The sequence below is a fragment of the Nostoc sp. genome, from assembly GCF_036917535.1.
In the GTDB taxonomy this organism is placed as follows: domain Bacteria; phylum Cyanobacteriota; class Cyanobacteriia; order Cyanobacteriales; family Nostocaceae; genus Nostoc.
On the sequence record NZ_JBALDA010000009.1, the window covers coordinates 1 to 18,266 of the forward strand.

An 18,266-nucleotide genomic window follows, 5' to 3' on the forward strand; every position below is an offset into this window, starting at 1 on the left:
CCGAGAGTTCAGCCTTTAGTGTCAGTAATCTGCTGACGGGCTGGATTAGTTATGTACGGACTGATTACCGTGATTCACTAATCAACGAATCGCACGAGTTGTTGATCTTGTATTCTCAATTGTTGCTGTCGTGTAAATTCTTGCTGTTGTAGTCTTGTTTCTTGCTGTTGTAATCTAAATTGTTGCTGGCGTATCAGTTCTTCCCGTTGTCGTGTAAAATCTTGCTGTTGTATTTTCTGTTGTTGTAGTTGTTGTGGTTGTTGAAGGTTTAGGCGTAGCCATGTATCCTTAAATTGCTCTTGTGTTTGCTGAGTTCGCTCCTCTTGTTGTTGTCTCATTCTTTCTTGAAAAGACTCAGGTTGCTGAGGAATCGGTTGAATTATTTGTCCATAGGCAGGAGAATTCATCGGCAAAGCTTTTGCAAGAACAATCGCTAGTAGCCAAAGTTTAAGCGTCAATGATCGATTCAACATACAGTTACTTGTTATCGGTTGGGTTGAGCGATCGCTTAACCTTAATATAACAATTTCTACCGCTGCCTTATTGCACCAATTGGGACTAACGTCAAGATATTTGTGAGAGGATGTTTGAAAAGTCCTCAAGCGTATGTTTCACTACCCTGGCTACCAAGAAACTGCTACCAGAGAATCGGAGTTTTGGGATTTGAGAGTGTACCCCTGAGTCATACTTGAGGCTCAAGCCAACCCTTTTCAAACAACCTCTGAGATTAAAGTAATTAAATTTACTGACTGCAACAGATTTAATTCTTACTTGCTCTTAGTTGCCCACAAGCAGCATCAGCTTCTAAACCACGGGAATAACGGACACTAACAGCAGTATTTTGCTGCTTGAGAACGTTCACAAAAGCTTGAATGCGATCGCGGTTGGGGCGTTTATAGTCTACTTCTTGGATGGGGTTATAGGGAATTAAATTCACATGACTTTGGAATCCTCGCAAGCATTTTGAAAGTTCTAATGCATGTTCTGGTAAATCATTAACACCAGCAAGGAGAATATATTCAAAAGTAACCCGGCGCCCAGTGATTTCTACATATTCTCGACATTCAGCCAGTAAATCTTCCAGAGGATAGGCGCGGGCGCTGGGGACGAGTTTTTCTCGTAGTGCTTGGTTGGGTGCGTGGAGACTTACAGCCAGAGTGATTTGCAAATGGTTTTGCGCGAACTGACGGATGCGATCGCGAATCCCCACTGTAGAAACTGTAAGCGATCGCTGCCCAATACCGATATCTTGATTGAGAGATTTCAGGGCTGCTAGGACATTTTCAGTATTCAACAACGGTTCACCCAGTCCCATAAACACCACATTGCTAACTCGTTGCTGAAAATCTTCTTGCACAGTCAACACCTGATCGATAATTTCGTGCCGTGCTAGGTTGCGCTTGTAGCCTCCTTTACCAGTAGCGCAGAAATCACACGCCATTGGGCAACCCACCTGAGTAGAAACGCAAACTGTCAGACGGGCTTTTGGGCCTTCTCCCCTTTCTGCGAAGGTGGGAATGCCAACAGTTTCAATAATTTGCCCGTCTGCTAATTGTAAAAGATATTTCACCGTACCGTCGGGAGCCTCAGAGCGGTAATGTAAAATTGAGCGCCCAATAGGGATTTCTGCTACTTCTTTGCGCCATTGCTTGGAGAAGACAGAAATATCAGCTAGCGATCGCACCCCTTTGTCATAAATCCATTCATGCAGTTGCTTTCCTCTGTAAGCAGGTTGTCCTTGTTGCTGCACCCAAGTAGTTAACTCTGCCAGAGAAGCACCTAGAAGGGGAGGGATGAATTCTGATTTTTCTGGGTTGAAGTCAACCTGAGATACTAGAGGCGTAGCAGACATAAAAAGATCGCGAGTTGATGTTGGATCTCTATCCTACACCTGCTAGATCGAGTTAGTCTTGACTAAAGAAGATGAGGAATTAACCAAAAGTTGTGCTATTCCACCCCCACATTGCACCCTTTGCGTCTGCAAACTCTATGTAAATGCGATTTTTCGGTACACTTAGAGTTTGGTTAATCTGCTGGCAAAAGTCTTGACTCATTGCTGCGGTTTGCTCTGGTTTCATCGTGCCAACGCTCTTAATTTCAATGTAGCAAACTGGGTCTGTATTTCCTGCAAAAGTCATAGGAATTCCCGGTTCAAAAGCAGTCATTACATAGGATTCTGGTTTTCCCAAATGTTTCGCTAACTTGGCTGATAGGTTTAAAAGCATTGACTCAATTTCAGCTTTTTCAGGAGCAGATGCAGAAGTTTGCACTTTAATTAATGGCATAGTACGAAATTAGATTTTTGGATTTTATTTACATTGTTAAGTTTATCAAACGCAGAGGCACAGAGTACAAATATCAAGGAGATAAAGAGTAAGAGATAAGAGGACAAGGGGAATTAGATACTCGTTCATCCACCTTTGATACTCATTAATGAATTTCTAGATGCTCCCAGGACTGAAGTTGATGTTCGATTCGGTTAGTGCCTGATGCGTTTGTTGAGGAAGTTAACACTATCAGTTTAGATGAATTGAATGAACGTGGGTTAATTATTTGGGTTGAGGATCTTGATAGTGGTGCTGTTATTTTAGCTGAGGATTTGGAGCCAATTAATAACGAATTACTGAACTTTACAACAGTTTTTGCTTCCACTGGGAATTATCCTGTTGTGTTTAATGACAATAGCAGTCATTTTTGAATCCCTGCGTTAAAAATTGGAGGAGTGGCAAGTTAGGAGTTAGCAGTTAATAATTGCCTCTCTTATCTCCCCATCTTCCTCACTTTCCCTTGGCATCTAAAAACTTCAACTGGTGGTATAAACAGCTAATCTGCACTAAATCCACACCTACTGCTTGGGCTTTTCGTAATGGGTTGCCGAAAATTGCTTCTATCTCCAAGGGACGATGTTCGTCGTAGTCAATTTTCATACTGGGGCGGTAAGGTGTCATTTTGACAGTATAATCGAGCATTGTTTGAATGAAGCGATCGCTGATAATCCGCCCATAACTTTTCGCCCCCGCCGCTACTTCATACATCAACTGTTCAACTAACTTGCTAGTGTACTCATGCGCCATTAATTCATCTGTTCTAGCATTGAGAATCACAGAAAGCCCATTGTACGGGATATTCCACACCAACTTTTTCCAACGTGCTAGTAGTAAATCTTCAGCTAGTTCAATTGAGATACCAGCGCTTTCAAAGTCATCAGCAATTTGCTGCATCCTCTGAGTTATCCCACTAGGCTGATAATTAGGAGTATATTCACTGAAGGTAATTTGCCCATAGTCTAGATGATGTATATGCCCTGGCCCCACTTTGTTAGAACATAAAAAGCACAATCCACCGATAACAGTTACATTATCAATAATTTCAGCGACTTCCTCTTCTACACCAAGTCCATTTTGTAATACCAACACCGCCCCATTATCTTTAACTACAGGTGGCAACATCTTTGGTAGTAAATGGTTTTGCGTCGTCTTCAGTGCCACCACCACCACATCGCATTGTGGCATCTTTTCTACGTCGTTGTAGGCGTGGACTTTGGGAAGGTTAAAGTCACCGTCTTTGGACTCTACCACTAAACCATATTTCTTTACCTGTTCGTAATCACTCTTGAGCAAAAAGTGGACATCCAACCCAGCTTTTTGGAGTCTAGCGCCATAGAATCCACCTAATGCTCCAGTTCCCAGAATGGCATACGTGCGATCGGACATTTTTTCTCTAACGGAATTTTCCTAGAAACATCATAAGGTGATGTCTGACGGGAGTACGCGTCTAGGTGTAGTTTATTCAACGCCTGATTTTAAATTTATTTTGTTTAATAAAACTTAAAATAGGTTTATTATCCTTTAAAATTGCAGAGATTTAGGTAAGATATATGGCTGATATTGTTGATGTTGCAGTTACGGCTGAGTCGTTTAAAACACTAGTGGCGGCTGTACAAGCTGCTGGTTTAGTAGAAACATTAAAAAGTCCTGGGCCGTTCACTGTCTTTGCACCAAATGACGATGCTTTTGCAAAGTTACCAGCGGGAACTATCCAAACTCTGTTACAAAACATTCCCCAGCTAACGCGTATTTTAAAGTATCATGTCGTTCCAGGAAAGCTACTACAAAGTGATTTGGCACAACTCGGTACGGTTAATTCTGTAGAAGGTTCACCGATTAAAATTGATTCTTCTGATGGTTTTGAAGTTAAAAATGCCACAGTTTTAGCAGCAGATATTGAAGCTGACAATGGTGTGGTACACGTTATCGATACAGTGATTTTACCGGGTTAATTCAGCTAGGGTGGGTGTTTTCCACCCTACTTATCCAAAATCTTTATAATTAACTAACTATTGAGTAGTATCAAAACGCAATTCAATATTTTAATTTATGTTATGTTTGCAATGTGATTACTCACTCATCTGTTAATGTAAATTTAGTTATTTTAAAATAAATTAAGTTCTTAAAAAGCCAACATCTATCCCAAGAAAATTAATGCTCGATTTTAACACCTTAGTAGAGTTCTCTCGTGGCAACTGTATAAGTATTTGTGCGTTTCTCGTACCAGCAAACTTAATTGTCACAATTTTAACGATGAGCCTAGTAGCCTTACGTCGTCCATCGTATCAAGTGTGGCAATCTGCTGGAATTGCCGGCTTTTTCGCTTCTGTAATGATACTGCACGTATATACTTGGTTCATGATTGGTGTGGTGATGGCTCCTACTTATATCTTAATGTGGCTAGCAATCACCTGTTTAGTGACTAATTTGGCAGCAATTCTTTTTCAAAGACGCTACAGTAATAACCCTAGTCTTTCCAACAACGCCTGAAATCTATACATACTCCCGTTAGTTGTATTGACACCTCTTTCCATCCACAAATCAAACCATCATCGAATTTACTCCAAAAAGGGGAGAGAGGCCGCCTTGCAAAAAGCGAAAAAAATTCGGGGGTATGGTAATGGGGTATGGTCGCTCCCCCGACCGAACACCGAGCATCCAGTTTTACGCCACTCCACACCACGCTAAACCAGACTAAACTGCTTTCGGGGTTTTAAAGTTACTGCTAAGGCAAAATGTTGACGAGGTTCTTCCCCTTGCAATGAAATCTCTGTTTGCAAAAAGTTTTTGGTATCTTCTTCGCTATTCGGGCCAAAGGTTAAATAACACACAACTTTAGGATCGCTAGCGTATTTATGAACTGCTGGCCAATCTGATTCTACAAAGTCTCGCAGTATGAGACGTTGGGTTTCTAGTGGTAGATTCACTTGGGAAATTCTGCACATAACTGATTGACTACCCGATCTAGTCCTATAGAATGGGCGGCTTTGAACAATAAACGATCGCCTGTTTGCACAAATGTCTTCAACCTAGCCACCAACTCGGCATGAGTTGCAAAACACTCCGATGGGATACCTTCAGCACTAAGAGCGATCGCTTCGGCATCTTGTCCATCTACCAAAACCAACAAGCCGTCTAAATTCAACTTTTGCACTGTTTCTCCCACTCGCTGGTGCAACTGCTGCGATCGCTCTCCCAATTCTTTCATTGCACCCAATACGGCAATCTTCCGCTTTCCGGGTGTATCTGCCAATAATTGTAATGCTGCAATCATAGCTTCTGGTGCAGCATTATAAGTTTCATCTAAGATTACCACATCATTGGGTAAAGTAAATCGCTGCGATCGCCCTGTGGGCATATCCACCATTACACCTGCTTTTAAGGATGCCCAATCGATCCCTAACACCTTTGCCACCGCTAAAGCTGCCAAGAAATTAGTCGCATTATGACGACCTGGTAGAGGTAGAGGTAGTTGGATTCCTGCGACTTCTACAGTCTTGTTATCAATTAACTGCCCTTGAATATCCCCACCAGAAAAGCCGTAAGTTAAAACTTCTCCATGCCAAACTTTCGCCGCTGTGGCAATTAATAGGGGATTGTCGTAGTTGAGAATTGCCACGCTATCAGCAGACATTTTTGCTAATAACTCACATTTTGCCTCAGCGATCGCTTCTTCCGAACCCAATAACTCAATATGTGCCGTTCCCACATTAGTAATCACTCCAATTGTTGGCCGTGCTATTTGCGTTAGTTCGGCAATTTGTCCCCTACCCCGCATCGCCATTTCAATCACGGCATAGTCATTTTCGGCGCCAAGTTCTAGGAGAGTTTTCGGGACACCAATTTCGTTGTTGTAATTTCCATAAGTTTTGTGAACTCGTCCTTTTGTTCCTAAAACTGCGGCGATCAATTCTTTGGTTGTAGTTTTACCCACCGAACCAGTTACACCAATTACAGGAATATTAAAGCGATCACGCCACCATCTACCAAGCTTTTGATATGCCTTAAGGGTGTCTTTTACCTGTAATACAGGAAATCCCGGATTTTCATATTCAAAATCTACGATTGCAGCTATTGCACCCTTGGCGATCGCAGTTGGCACGAATTCATGTCCATCAAACTTATCGCCTCGGAAAGCGACAAATATTTCACCTGGCTTCAAGGTACGGCTATCTGTTTGGATACCGCTAGTTACTTGTGTTAAAGCAGTTTCAGATAAGTTTACAGAATGGGCAAAAATAACTTCAACCAGTTGGATTAGGGTGGCAGAACAACGCATAAGCAATTTACAATTTAAAGTTCAAAATCATAAAATCGAATTATGACATAATATTGTTGAGATGAGATAATTTATACGATCAATATAGAGACGTTGTAATGCAATATCTCTAAGAGGATGTCTGAAAAGTTCTTGATAGGTAATTTTAGTCACGCAAGTTGCTTGAGCATTAGACGAATCATAGGCATTCGCCACGCGCAACCCGCACTATAGCAAAGTGCTGAGTGCTGTTAGCGTCAGCGGGGCGTTTAGCCCGTGCTGAGCGGAGCCGGAGACTCCGAAGCTCCGGTCTGAGTACAAACCCAGTGAAATCAAGGCTTTTAGCAATCAACATTGTCCTAATCTATGTGGCTACGGCTATATAGGATGGCATTAATGATCGCCTGCATATCAACACTACGTTTTCGACCACCAGTTTTTGGCTGAGGAATTAGTCCTGATAGTAGTTCCCACTGTTGTAAAGTCAGATTACTTGGATACGATGGATTCATAGCTCTGGTAACGCTGTCATACTTAAGTATTTTTTCTACTGACAGGATACCGTTACGTGGGCTTTCTTACTTCTCAGACATCCTCTTAGTAGTAAGCGATGCTGACGGCAGGCACTAATAAACTATAAGTTTTTATACTATACTTATAAAATTGCTACAATCGTGCTTAGTCTTTTGAGTTACTATTCATGGTGAGTCGTTTTTAACTAGTGTTCAGTTCATAAACTGTCACTCACTAGATCCCCGGTATTGTTGCAAAAGAGATATTCTTAGTTAGTGCAAGGAGTGATACCATTTCACCACATGTTTGTCACAAGTTATCCCCGTAATACTCTCTTCTCAGGGAGTGTTGCAGAGTTCAAATTTTGCATCAAACGAGTGAGTTGGTATAAGCTTTTACGGAAAAGCGCTTGAGTGAGCAAAACTCTCAAGCGCTTTTTTGTGTATAAATAAAACAATCCAACTCTCTGCCCGATCGGATAAATGTTTTTAAATACACATACACCAGAGAAATCAACTACTGCTAAAAGAGTTGTTGCAACATATACTTGACGACTTTAGCATTTGGTGTTCCATCAAAACCTTTTTAAGTAAGTGGATGTACTACACGAATTAATTTTCTTTGCAACGATTCTTCTGCTGTTACAGCCTCATCTATCTGTGCTGCAAATTGTTACCAATTACGATTATTCGTGCAAACAATAATACTGAAGTGGTTAGAATCACGATGATACAAACAGATAAAATCAACTTTGTTGATACTTAATATTGAGCATTCTTGACTTATGGCAAATGCTAGTATTTCCCGATCAGGTATAGAAGTTGTTGTTCTAACTCTTTGAGTGTCACAGATGTAAATCCTCTGATGTTTTGTCAGGCTACATTTACAATTTTATCGATTCTAAGTACAACATTTTATTAATTCGTGGCGAATTATCTGCGCCCCTACCCTGCTGAAAGGCGAAGCGCACCTGCGTTTAAATTTAAACCATCAATTCGCCACGAATTTATGCAAACTATACTTAGCTAACTACAAAATTCACCAACTTTCCAGGCACTACAATTACCTTTTTAATCTCTTTGCCTTCGATGTAACGCTGGGCAATTTCTGATTCACGGGCATACTTCTCCTGTGCTGCTGCATCTGCTTGTGCTGGCACTTGAATTACGCCGCGAGTTTTGCCATTAATCTGAATCGCCAGAGTGATTTCATCAGCTACCAAAGCAGTCGGGTCAAATGATGGCCAGGTTTGAGTGTGAACTGAATTACTTTCACCTAATAAATGCCACAATTCATCAGCAATGTGTGGTGCAAAGGGTGCTAGTAACACCACCAAAGTCTGAATTCCTTCTGCGTAAATTGGTGAATTTTTCGTTTCGGCATCAGTTAAGGCATTACTTAACTTCATCAATTCTGAAATAGCTGTGTTGAATTGATATTCGTCTTCTACGTCTTCTGTCACCGCTTGAATAGCCATGTGAATTGCCCGCCGCAACTCCTTTTCTGCTTTAGTTAAATCAGAGAGTTGAGCTTTTTTACGAGATACCCCAGCCGCAATATAATCTGTTACCAAACGCCAAACCCGATTTAAAAAGCGGAATTGTCCTTCCACATCGGCTTCATCCCATTCCAAATCTTTTTCTGGCGGCGCTTTGAACAAGATGAACATCCGCGCTGTATCTACACCGTATTTGGAAATTACATCTTCTGGTGCTACACCGTTGCCCTTTGATTTAGACATGGTAGCATAGAGACGTTGTAACGGCTCACCTGTCTGGGGGTCACGCGGATCGGCTGAATTTACCAGATTAGAAGGAATCCATTTATCTTTACCACCCTTATTAGGATTTAGGTAAGTTAAACCTTGCACCATACCTTGAGTTAACAGGCGTTGGAAAGGTTCGTCAAAGTTTAACAAACCTCTGTCCCGCAGAACCTTAGTAAAGAACCGCGAATACAACAAATGTAAAATCGCGTGTTCAATCCCACCCACATACTGATTGACTGGCATCCAGTCATTGATTTTACTTGAATCGAAAACCTGTTGTTCATTCTTAGCGTCAGGGAAGCGCAAAAAATACCACGAGGAATCAATAAAAGTATCCATCGTGTCAGTTTCCCGCTTTGCCGGAGTGCCACAAGTCGGACAAAGTACATTTACCCAGTTCTTTAACTGAGTCAAAGGTGAACCGCCACGTCCAGTAAATTCTACCTCTTCCGGTAACTGTACAGGTAAATCTTTGTCAGGAACTGGTACTATCCCACAGTTGAAGCAGTGAATTACAGGTATCGGTGTGCCCCAGTAACGCTGCCGCGAAATCAACCAATCCCGCAAGCGATATTGCACCCGCACTTTACCAAAACCTTGTTGTTGGGCGTATTCAATTATTGCTTGTTTAGCATCTGTGGAAGTCATACCAGTAAAAGCCCCAGAATTAATTAAAATTCCTGGTTCAGTGTATGCCTGATTGTATTCAATTTGAATAAGTTGTGTGACTTCATCAATCTCTGATGTTGGGGTTAAGTCAAAACCTGCAACATCATCCGGGGAAACAATGACAAAATCAACTGGCAAATCGTAATTTTTGGCAAACTTAAAATCCCGGACATCGTGTGCTGGTACACCCATAACTGCTCCAGTACCATACTCATACAGTACATAGTCAGCAATCCAAATCGGCACTTCTTCCCCTGTAAATGGGTTAATTGCCTTACCACCTGTGGGGATACCCCGCTTGGGTTTATCTTCAGAGGTACGTTCCAACTCACTTTGATGGGAGACTTCTTTAATAAAGGCTTTTACCGCTGCTTGTTGTTCTTTTGTAGTGACGCGCTTTGTTAAGGGATGTTCTGGTGCTAAAACTAGGTAGCTGACACCATAAACTGTATCTGGGCGTGTGGTGTACACTCCGATTTTTTCATCTATCCCAATGATGGGAAATTCTAAGTAAGCGCCTGTAGATTTGCCAATCCAGTTTGCCTGCATCGATTTGACGCGTTCTGGCCAACCTGTCAATTGATGCAAGTCATTGAGTAATTCTTCGGCATAGTCGGTAATCTTGAAAAACCACTGGCGTAATAATTTGCGCTCAACTATTGCCCCACTCCGCCAAGAACGTCCTTCGTTATCAACTTGCTCATTTGCCAGTACAGTTTGATCAATCGGGTCCCAGTTTACAGCTGCTTCTTTTTGATAAGCTAATCCTGCTTGCAAAAACTGCAAGAAAATCCATTGTGTCCACTTATAATAATCTGGTGAACAGGTAGCAAGTTCACATTCCCAATCAATGGATAAACCAAGACGCTGCAATTGTTGCCGCATCTGAGCCATATTCTGATAAGTCCACTTTGCTGGTGGTACACCACGGTCAATGGCGGCGTTTTCTGCTGGTAAGCCAAAGGCATCCCAACCCATTGGGTGTATTACCCGATACCCTTGCATTCGCTTGAGGCGGGCAATCACATCGGTAATCGTATAATTACGGACGTGACCCATGTGTAGGCTGCCCGATGGATAAGGGAACATGGAAAGAGCATAAAATTTTGGCTTGTTACTAACTGTAGGTGTTTTATCTAAGCCAAGTTCTACCCATGTTTTTTGCCATTTTTCTTCAATTGCTGCGGGATTGTATCGGGAATCAACTGATTTTGGTATTTCCAATGGTTTCATGCCTATTACGCTTTATTTCTACTAATCCTAAGTATTTAGCTGTCTTTAGTACATATAAACTACTAAATAATTTTTATGTCTAGTAATTTTGAAAATTAAATTATAAAATAAATTTATAAATCTCCTATATTTTGTATTCTTATCTATCTTATATCGCTAAAGTTCTTAGGCTATCAGGGACAGTCTTTATTTGCCTATCGCGAAGTTTTATAAAAAACTCCCCATTGCTGAGGAGTGCGTTATGAATGCTGTAAGTGTGGACTACTAACTCACCAGTGCTATCACCTGTTCAAGCCTCATCTTAGCCAGATGTAAGTTCAGCAACCTTTCTTGCTCAAATCTATCTGGGTAACTCATTCGCCTACCTTCGAGTGTGATTTTAATCAGCGCTATTTGCTCATTAGTAGGTGTACCCATCTCATCTATCGCTGAACTAAAAACCTGGACAGAAGCAAGGGAAGGTGACTTTAACCCTCTCTCTATTTCCATCTGTTGAATCGCTAAAATTGGGAATGCCATTAAAGAAGTGATATAGCTTGCTTTGTACGCTGCACTCCCTGTAGGGCGAATACCGTATAGACGGCATAAATCCTGTAATTCAGGAACAGTCTTTATTTCGAGTTCTGAACGTGTAAACATAGAGTTACCACTTCTCAAAAGTGGTATCGGTGGTGAACCATTTGTCAGGTGAGAACACCACCGATTTAAAACTCTCATTGCTCGTTTGCACGCAGTTCAAGCTATATTTACATCTCTCAACAATGCCTAATCCTAAGAGTAGTCCAGAAAATTTAAAAAATTTCACTACAGACAGAGAGGAACCATTAACGACTACTATTAGTTTCCGTGCTACTGAAAAAATGAAGCAAGAGGTGAAAGCACAAGATGACCCTGCTGAATTCTGTAGAGAAGCGATTCAGAAAGCACTGGATGAAAAAAAAGGAAAGTAGTACTTACACTTAATTGTTTAACTATTAATTACCCGGAAAGTTAAATTGATTCTTGGTTGAACCCGCTTCGATGTCTTGGGGATTTGATGCTGCCAAAAATGCTGTGTTGCACCTGCCATCAAAAGGAAGCTACCATGTATTAACTCAATTTCAGCTTTTAAATCCTGATTGTGTTTATGCCTAAACATAAACCTTCTTGCTCCGCCAAAGCTAATAGAACCAACTACTGGATTGTTCCCTAGCTCTGATTCAGCATCTGTATGCCAAGAAATTCCATCCTTCCCATCTCGGTAAAGATTCAGTAAAACGCTGTTAAACTTAACTTTTGCAATCTTGTCAACTTTCTCTTTTACTTGTAGGAGTGTAGGTATCCAAGGTTCTGGATCAAGATGAATCCCTGAGAATTTATATGACATATTTCTATCTCCATACCAAGCTGTTTTTCTTGGTAAGTTTACTTCCTTGCCATAAATTTTCATCTTGTCTTGTCGCCATTGTATTTCATTAAGCAAGGTCTGAAAAAGCTCATCGCTATCTTGCTGATTAAAAAAATTTCTATAGAAACTAACATCTGCATCTGGCATAGATAAAACTTCTTTATGCATGCTCTCTATTGTCTCATCTACAACGGAGTTAAACCCGGAAAATAAGTCTCCCTGAATTGCATTACTACCTAGTCTATTTTTCATAAAGTTTTTCTCAAATTTTTATAAGAAACTGCCTTTCATACCTTTGTATTCTGCTAAGTTTAAATTTTCCTGTATTATTATAAAAAATCTCTTGGTAGATTGTTTCATCTGAGTAAAAGGAATTTTTAACTATAGTATACTCGTTGAAAAGTTGATAAAAACTATCTATTTTGTAATTCCTTCTATTATTATATGGACTTGTACAAATAATCCGATTAAATCCTGAAAATGAATTGATTATTAGCTGATATAGCTTATTTAAATCGAAATCTTCAACATCTAGTATATTTGAAAATAGATGAATCTTAATATTATTATAATTTGAAACCAAGTCACTATAATTTAAATTATCTATACGCTTGTTAACAGTTTGGATTAGAGAGTTATTAGAAAAAGCAGGTTGTAATATTTGGCGAATAAAGCTGTAGCCGCGCCACAGGGCAATCGAAGATGGCTCTATGAGTATAATTGATTGCCACAGTCGCTCTCTCTGGGTTGGGCTTGGGTTTATTTAATGACTTTAGAGAAAGTTGAGCAATTAGGAGGATTCCTCCAACCTGGGGGCTGGTGGAGCGGCTGTGGTTTAACCCCAAAGTACAGTTACGATCTTTAAACTGTTAACTTTGCGATTAGTTTATGTCCTGTTTGGGGTCGTGTCGTTGCGGCTGTACCTGATAAATTGAATTTTCTGGAGAGGCTACTGCTGCTTTCGGAATTTCAATTACCGGGTTATTTAGTCCCACCATCAGCGGCGAAGGGGGAACTATAGACGCTGAGGACGTTTGTATAGGTTCTCTTTGTGGTCGTTGTGCCAGCTGTGGCACCATCGAACCACCACCTACTAAGCCTGATACTGCACCGATCGCGCAAGCGGCAATGGCTGCAGCTCCCACCATCCAGTTTAAACGGGAGCGACGGCGCAAACGTGTCAATACTTGCTGAACTGTTTCTTCTGACGACTGCTGGGCTGCTGGCACCGGGAGCGTCCGCAAGCCTTGGCGCAGCTTTAACAGTCGAGCATACAGATATTGAACTGAGGCATCATTTGCTAGCCATTCTTCTACTTGCCTGCGTTCGGTGGCTGTGACTTCACCATCCAGGTAAGCACTTAATAATTCGAAGCGATCGCGCTTCACCATATCCATAAGACCCGTTGATTCATTGGTATGCTTGGCCATTCCATCTGACAAATCTTGAGGAAGTTGCAAAGGAGAACGGTCGTAAAACTGAGAATCAGTAGTCATCTTAACATTATTACCAATTCATACACGGGTAAACTGGGCGGGAATTTCGGGAAAATTAGCCAATTTTCTACCTTTAGGCAGATACTATCTATGTCTTTCTAGTAATTTTTAATCTATGCTTAAATACTACCCAATGGCAGAGGCAAGATACTGTAAATTAGGAATCTAGATAATTTTGCAAGTGGGCTTGCAACCTCGATCTAGCTCTGGCTATTCTTGACTTCACAGTTCCTAAGGAAACTCCAGTGATTTCGGCAATTTCTTCATAAGCCATGCCTTCGATTTCTCTGAGGACAATGGTAGTACGAAAAACTTCTGGTAAATCCGCGATCGCTTCCCGCAATTGCTCGTAAAATTCTCTAGTTGTCAGTTCTTCCTCAGGACCTGGGGTATCGCCGGCGATTTCCCAATCCATCTCGCCGTCCTCTAAGGAACGGGGAGCATCCAGTGACAAAGGACTCATAATCCGCTTGCGTTTCCGTAACTCGTCGTAAAACAAGTTGGTGGCAATGCGGCTTAACCAGCCCCGAAATTTAGCAGGCTCTTGTAATCGGTTAATATTCCGATACACTCGAATCCAAACTTCTTGAGCCAAATCAGCTCTGTCAGGCCAATCTGGAGCCAGGTGGTATAGAACTCGATCAACTTGACTTTGATAGCGGCGTAATAGTTCCGCAAAAGCAGCACGATCTGGTCGCAGTCCGGCTTGACAGCGCAAAATTAAATCGTGGTTAGGGAGTTTGTCAACTTGCACTGATGCTTCTGGATACTTTGCATCAACCGTTGACCAGGATACAGTAATCGATTGACTCATAGATCGTACTGGCTCTAAATCATCCCTATCTATTAGACCTGCTAATGGGACAGAAGTTCCATGCTCAGGTGACGGATTTATGACTGGAACACTGAAGCATACAATTTTGGATACATTTATAGCAATAAGCAGAGCCACTTTTCCTTATACTGCTCCCATAGTTGCCTAAGACCCATCAACGAACAAGGGCACGACACGATGCACATTTTAGTATTTTTAGCAACTGGATATATACGCTTGATCAAAATAATTAAATTTGGCTATAAAAATGAAGATAAAATTTTGTAATTTTAACTTCTTGATACCTTTAAAATTTGGGTAATAATTTCTGGAAGTTGGGTTGCTGTGGTTGCTAAGATGGTGATTTAATTTTTTGATTTTGTTACCAGAATAGTTGCTGATTGTTCTGCTTGTGGCCCGAAGGCAGCACTAGAGTTATGTTGCTCTGGTACGCGAACTTGAAAAAAGAAATTTAGGGAAAATGTAATTGTTACCGCTAGCAACAGTTTTTCAAACATGATTTTTCATCCACCCACACGATTAATGATTGATTGCTACATTTCAAGAGTTCCACCAAAAAGTCCCAGGAGAGGCTTACGACCCTCAGAACTTTTGAGGAATGAGGTTGCTCACTTGTTGGAATTTTGCTGCTGGGACAATTTGCATAGTCTTAGTTTGCCCAAAGGTGTTGGCAGATTTACAGCAGAAATGATAAGTATTGATAAATTTTTGATAATCGGATGATGAACTCATCCAATTGCTCAGCAGCTGGATATGTCAGGGATAAACAATAGGCGATGGCAATGGTAAGAAATGAATCTGTAGGGCGTATGGTAATGCTGCTTTGTTTTGGCACAGCATTTTTATCCTTAGCTGTCCATTGGCGCATTAGTACGGCGGAACGGCAATATGAGAAGTCTGCATCTACTTTGATGCGGCGAGATCCTACCCGAACCAATATTAAGGGAAGCCGGACAGAGGGAGTCTACAAAAATCTTTCCCAAGTGAGTTTGGGAGAAATTGCGTTGGCTGGATCTGTGCCACCTGATGAAGTTACCCAAGGCTCGACTGCCCAGAGGACGTTTACACCAAAGTCCTCTGTTATTAAACCTAAAACTAAATCAAAAATAATTAAGAAGAATCTAGCTAAAACAAATACTCGTAGAGTTTCTAAACTCAAGTATTCTGCTATTAAGTCGCAAATAATTAAGAAGAATCTAGCGAAAGCAACTACTCGTAAGCCTTCTACCATTAAGCCTCAAACTCAGCCCCAAACTATTAAGAATAATGTAGCTCAAGCAAGCAACCAACCAACTCAGACGCAGCTGGTGGCGCAAGTAGAAAGACAAAATCAAGTTGCGGATAGTTGGCCAAAAGGTCTGTGGTCTCAGGCTTCAGCCCAACAAATACCATCTAATAGGCTGGCAAATGTCAAGACGCAAGTAGTGGTTGATTTAAGCGATCGCCGCACCTATGTATATGCAGGAGACGAGGTGATCGCCAGCTACCCCATTGCTGTCGGTAAGAAAGGTTGGGAAACGCCTACAGGCTCTTTCCAGGTGATCCACATGCGACACTATCCAATCTGGCGTCACCCGATTACTGGCAAAGTATTTCAGGCTGGTACAGATAGTCCCTTGGGAGATAGATGGATTGGTTTTTGGTCAGATGGACGAAATGAAATTGGCTTTCATGGCACGCCGGATATTGATCTGGTAGGAACGGCTGTATCCCACGGCTGCTTAAGAATGCGTAATTCTGATGTCCGATTGTTATATGAGCAAGTGAGTTTAGGGACGAAAGTGTTAGTACGTGATTAATTTGTTAAGAGTTAAGAGTCATTAGTCCTTTGTCCTTTGTCTAAAACAAATGACCAATGACTAATGACAATGACTCTTAAAATTATAATTTTTGCTCAAAATTAGGTGCGTATGTTTGGAGTAAAGCACTAACTTGGCGTACAACCTCATTGCCAGTGTTTTTGCCCAAGGCTTGCCGTTCTGGGAAGAAATTGGGTCGATCGAGGTAACGGTTAATTGCCTCACTTATTTGTTGAGAAATTAAGTCTTGCAGTTGTGCCTGAGCTGTTTGGCGCTGGAAGTTAGCACCTTCTTCTGTAGTAGCATACAAAGGTGGTAGGCGGTTAAGAGCGTAAGCAGCAATATCCCCAACATCTAGAGAACTTTCGCTGGTGGCTTCAATTTCTGCAACTCGGGCGATCGCTTCTGTCAGTACCAATTCTTCCATAACGTTAATGAATTGTTTGCGAGGTACCGCCACTACCTCACCAGTCAATAGCGCACCCATCAGCCGATCCAACGCCATATACTCTTCAATTGAGAGTTCCGAGGCGTTATCACAGATTCTACCGACTTCTGCTTCCATTGCTGGTGTCAAATAACCATCCTGGAGAGCTTGTTCTACAATTTTTTCGATACTCATAACACTTATCATCACTTATGTTGGGCAAGCAAGGTAGGGACGGTATCAATCCAATTTATTTTGCCTAATTCTCAGCAAAAAATACACAAATTATGCAAAGACAAGATCGATTCTGCCTCTACTAGTTAATGACCTTAGTTCGCCAAGGTGTTGGATCAACAGATTGTCCGTTGACATACAGACCCCAGTGTAAATGTGGTCCCGTGGCAGCACCTGTTGAACCTACTGCACCAATTAGTTGACCAGCTTTCACAAAATCACCTTCTTTAACGTTAATACGACTCAGGTGCATGAAAATACTGGTTACTCCTTGACCGTGATCGATGCCAACTACGTTACCGTGTATCCGAAACCCTTGGGATACCCTACCTACCAAAGCAACTCGCCCAGCGGCTGGAGCAATTACCGGTGAACCGGCAGCACCAGCGTAGTCAAGACCACGATGATAGTAGTCTTTTGCAAATGTACCATTATAGTAGCGACGTACACCATAGTTTGTACTCATCCGCCCTGCATTTGGCTTCAGGAATACTCCATTCCAATACTTGGATGGTGTTTGTAGCGCCTTAAAAGCCGCCACACGCTTCAGTTCATACTCTGTGGCATCCACTCCAGCTTTGCCAGGTGGCAAAGTAATGCGTTGTACGGGGAATTTACGATTAAGCACATTCACGGCCAAGTTTCGCACTTGACCATCCCCTGCAACCCGAAGTGTTCTAGTTCCAGCTTTTTCTAGTGGAGTTGTGGGAACAAAAGCCCGATACTGATTAGGTGCAATTTCAAAAGATGGGTATGTATTTTTACCACTGGCTACTCTTGGATTTGTACGATTCTCTGGATTATCTAGATTAATCACTACCGAGAGTGTATCCCCTAATTTAGGATTAGTTGGGATCACCTTTACTTGCAAAGCATCTACAGGCAATGCCAAGGCGATCGGGAGAACAGCAAATATTCCCTTTAACATATCTATTGCACGGCAATTGGCTGTCAAAGTTTTGACATCAAAACCGAGCAACTTTTTGTTTGAACTAATAGCGCTATTCTCAATAATCATAGAATTATAAAAAACCCTTGCTTGTATTGGAAAATAGATTAGCTTATTATTGCTAGTGTTTCCTGCTTAAAGCCAATGTTGCTGACAACCATAAATTTTTGGAAATTCTTCAGGTACTTATGGATTGCAAGGGCGAATCATTTTATCTGTAATTTTAGGAAATTGGTCTTAACTCTAATAACCAAGGTGTATGACATTGGTAATGAGCATAAATTTTAACTGTTATTACATAAATAGTACTTGAAGGAAATCTTGGAATCAACTGGACACTTTTTCAACTGGACACTAATATCACATTGTTC

Annotated in this window: 20 protein-coding genes and 2 pseudogenes; 6 read left to right on the top strand and 16 right to left on the bottom strand. The window is 41.4% G+C overall.

Annotation, left to right across the window (positions count from 1 at the left end):
• Positions 1–77: 77 nt before the first annotated feature.
• The 3 genes from V7K56_RS02190 to V7K56_RS02200 all read right to left on the bottom strand — a co-directional run bounded on the left by V7K56_RS02190 (position 78) and on the right by V7K56_RS02200 (position 2,285).
• Positions 78–473: a hypothetical protein gene (locus V7K56_RS02190; RefSeq protein ID WP_334907166.1), complete on the bottom strand. Its 396-nt coding sequence runs from the start codon at positions 471–473 to the stop codon at positions 78–80.
• A gap of 287 nt (positions 474–760) precedes the next feature.
• Complete coding sequence (rlmN, locus tag V7K56_RS02195; protein WP_334907168.1) at positions 761–1,852, bottom strand: 23S rRNA (adenine(2503)-C(2))-methyltransferase RlmN; 1,092 nt, start codon at positions 1,850–1,852, stop codon at positions 761–763.
• A gap of 79 nt (positions 1,853–1,931) precedes the next feature.
• On the bottom strand, positions 1,932–2,285 hold the full coding sequence (locus V7K56_RS02200; protein WP_334907169.1) for a phenylpyruvate tautomerase MIF-related protein: 354 nt from the start codon (positions 2,283–2,285) through the stop codon (positions 1,932–1,934).
• 197 nt (positions 2,286–2,482) lie between these two features.
• Here V7K56_RS02200 and V7K56_RS02205 point away from each other — a divergent pair, with 197 nt between their 5' ends.
• Complete coding sequence (locus V7K56_RS02205) at positions 2,483–2,698, top strand: hypothetical protein (RefSeq protein WP_334907171.1); 216 nt, start codon at positions 2,483–2,485, stop codon at positions 2,696–2,698.
• Between the two features lie 79 nt (positions 2,699–2,777).
• Here the strand turns inward: V7K56_RS02205 and V7K56_RS02210 are convergent, their stop codons facing one another.
• On the bottom strand, positions 2,778–3,713 hold the full coding sequence (locus V7K56_RS02210) for a putative 2-dehydropantoate 2-reductase (protein WP_334907173.1): 936 nt from the start codon (positions 3,711–3,713) through the stop codon (positions 2,778–2,780).
• A gap of 164 nt (positions 3,714–3,877) precedes the next feature.
• Here V7K56_RS02210 and V7K56_RS02215 point away from each other — a divergent pair, with 164 nt between their 5' ends.
• Positions 3,878–4,279, top strand: coding sequence for a fasciclin domain-containing protein (locus V7K56_RS02215; RefSeq protein ID WP_334907175.1), 402 nt, complete (start codon positions 3,878–3,880; stop codon positions 4,277–4,279).
• A 202-nt stretch (positions 4,280–4,481) separates the two neighbouring features.
• Positions 4,482–4,817: a hypothetical protein gene (locus tag V7K56_RS02220; protein ID WP_334907177.1), complete on the top strand. Its 336-nt coding sequence runs from the start codon at positions 4,482–4,484 to the stop codon at positions 4,815–4,817.
• A gap of 209 nt (positions 4,818–5,026) precedes the next feature.
• Here V7K56_RS02220 and V7K56_RS02225 read toward each other — a convergent pair.
• From V7K56_RS02225 to V7K56_RS02250, 6 genes and pseudogenes are all read right to left on the bottom strand, one after another.
• Positions 5,027–5,272: pseudogene (locus tag V7K56_RS02225) on the bottom strand (GNAT family N-acetyltransferase); the annotation flags it as partial.
• Complete coding sequence (locus V7K56_RS02230; RefSeq protein WP_334907179.1) at positions 5,251–6,606, bottom strand: UDP-N-acetylmuramoyl-tripeptide--D-alanyl-D-alanine ligase; 1,356 nt, start codon at positions 6,604–6,606, stop codon at positions 5,251–5,253. The gene V7K56_RS02230 and the pseudogene V7K56_RS02225, both read right to left, overlap by 22 nt.
• Before the next feature lie 338 nt (positions 6,607–6,944).
• Positions 6,945–7,097, bottom strand: a complete 153-nt coding sequence (locus tag V7K56_RS02235; RefSeq protein WP_334907181.1) for a hypothetical protein — start codon at positions 7,095–7,097, stop codon at positions 6,945–6,947.
• Positions 7,098–7,770: 673 nt separating this feature from the next.
• Entirely contained in the window at positions 7,771–7,974 is a 204-nt protein-coding gene (locus V7K56_RS02240; protein WP_334907293.1) for a DUF5615 family PIN-like protein, read from the bottom strand.
• Positions 7,975–8,119: 145 nt separating this feature from the next.
• On the bottom strand, positions 8,120–10,768 hold the full coding sequence (gene leuS / locus V7K56_RS02245) for a leucine--tRNA ligase (RefSeq protein WP_334907183.1): 2,649 nt from the start codon (positions 10,766–10,768) through the stop codon (positions 8,120–8,122).
• A 264-nt stretch (positions 10,769–11,032) separates the two neighbouring features.
• Positions 11,033–11,485, bottom strand: a complete 453-nt coding sequence (locus tag V7K56_RS02250) for a hypothetical protein (RefSeq protein ID WP_334907185.1) — start codon at positions 11,483–11,485, stop codon at positions 11,033–11,035.
• A 44-nt stretch (positions 11,486–11,529) separates the two neighbouring features.
• Here V7K56_RS02250 and V7K56_RS02255 point away from each other — a divergent pair, with 44 nt between their 5' ends.
• Positions 11,530–11,718 (top strand): hypothetical protein, encoded by a 189-nt coding sequence (locus V7K56_RS02255; RefSeq protein WP_334907187.1) that lies wholly within the window; start codon positions 11,530–11,532, stop codon positions 11,716–11,718.
• Positions 11,719–11,735: 17 nt separating this feature from the next.
• On the opposite strand, the gene V7K56_RS02260 is transcribed toward V7K56_RS02255, so the two are convergent.
• Positions 11,736–12,407, bottom strand: a complete 672-nt coding sequence (locus tag V7K56_RS02260) for an alpha-ketoglutarate-dependent dioxygenase AlkB family protein (protein WP_334907188.1) — start codon at positions 12,405–12,407, stop codon at positions 11,736–11,738.
• A 478-nt stretch (positions 12,408–12,885) separates the two neighbouring features.
• On the opposite strand from V7K56_RS02260, the pseudogene V7K56_RS02265 reads away from it, so the two are divergent.
• A pseudogene (locus tag V7K56_RS02265) lies at positions 12,886–13,020 on the top strand (gamma-glutamylcyclotransferase); the annotation flags it as partial.
• A 16-nt stretch (positions 13,021–13,036) separates the two neighbouring features.
• Here V7K56_RS02265 and V7K56_RS02270 read toward each other — a convergent pair.
• The 3 genes from V7K56_RS02270 to V7K56_RS02280 all read right to left on the bottom strand — a co-directional run bounded on the left by V7K56_RS02270 (position 13,037) and on the right by V7K56_RS02280 (position 14,983).
• Positions 13,037–13,651 (bottom strand): anti-sigma factor family protein, encoded by a 615-nt coding sequence (locus V7K56_RS02270; RefSeq protein ID WP_334907190.1) that lies wholly within the window; start codon positions 13,649–13,651, stop codon positions 13,037–13,039.
• Between the two features lie 157 nt (positions 13,652–13,808).
• Positions 13,809–14,465, bottom strand: coding sequence for a sigma-70 family RNA polymerase sigma factor (locus V7K56_RS02275; protein ID WP_322730156.1), 657 nt, complete (start codon positions 14,463–14,465; stop codon positions 13,809–13,811).
• Between the two features lie 365 nt (positions 14,466–14,830).
• On the bottom strand, positions 14,831–14,983 hold the full coding sequence (locus V7K56_RS02280; protein WP_199784648.1) for a hypothetical protein: 153 nt from the start codon (positions 14,981–14,983) through the stop codon (positions 14,831–14,833).
• A 684-nt stretch (positions 14,984–15,667) separates the two neighbouring features.
• Between V7K56_RS02280 and V7K56_RS02285 the strand changes: the two genes are divergently transcribed.
• Complete coding sequence (locus tag V7K56_RS02285) at positions 15,668–16,285, top strand: L,D-transpeptidase (RefSeq protein ID WP_334907295.1); 618 nt, start codon at positions 15,668–15,670, stop codon at positions 16,283–16,285.
• An 82-nt stretch (positions 16,286–16,367) separates the two neighbouring features.
• Here V7K56_RS02285 and V7K56_RS02290 read toward each other — a convergent pair whose 3' ends face one another.
• A complete protein-coding gene (locus tag V7K56_RS02290) occupies positions 16,368–16,907 on the bottom strand; it encodes a late competence development ComFB family protein (RefSeq protein WP_190909652.1) in 540 nt (179 codons plus the stop codon).
• 121 nt (positions 16,908–17,028) lie between these two features.
• A complete protein-coding gene (locus V7K56_RS02295; protein WP_334907196.1) occupies positions 17,029–17,964 on the bottom strand; it encodes a M23 family metallopeptidase in 936 nt (311 codons plus the stop codon).
• Between the last annotated feature and the right edge of the window lie 302 nt (positions 17,965–18,266).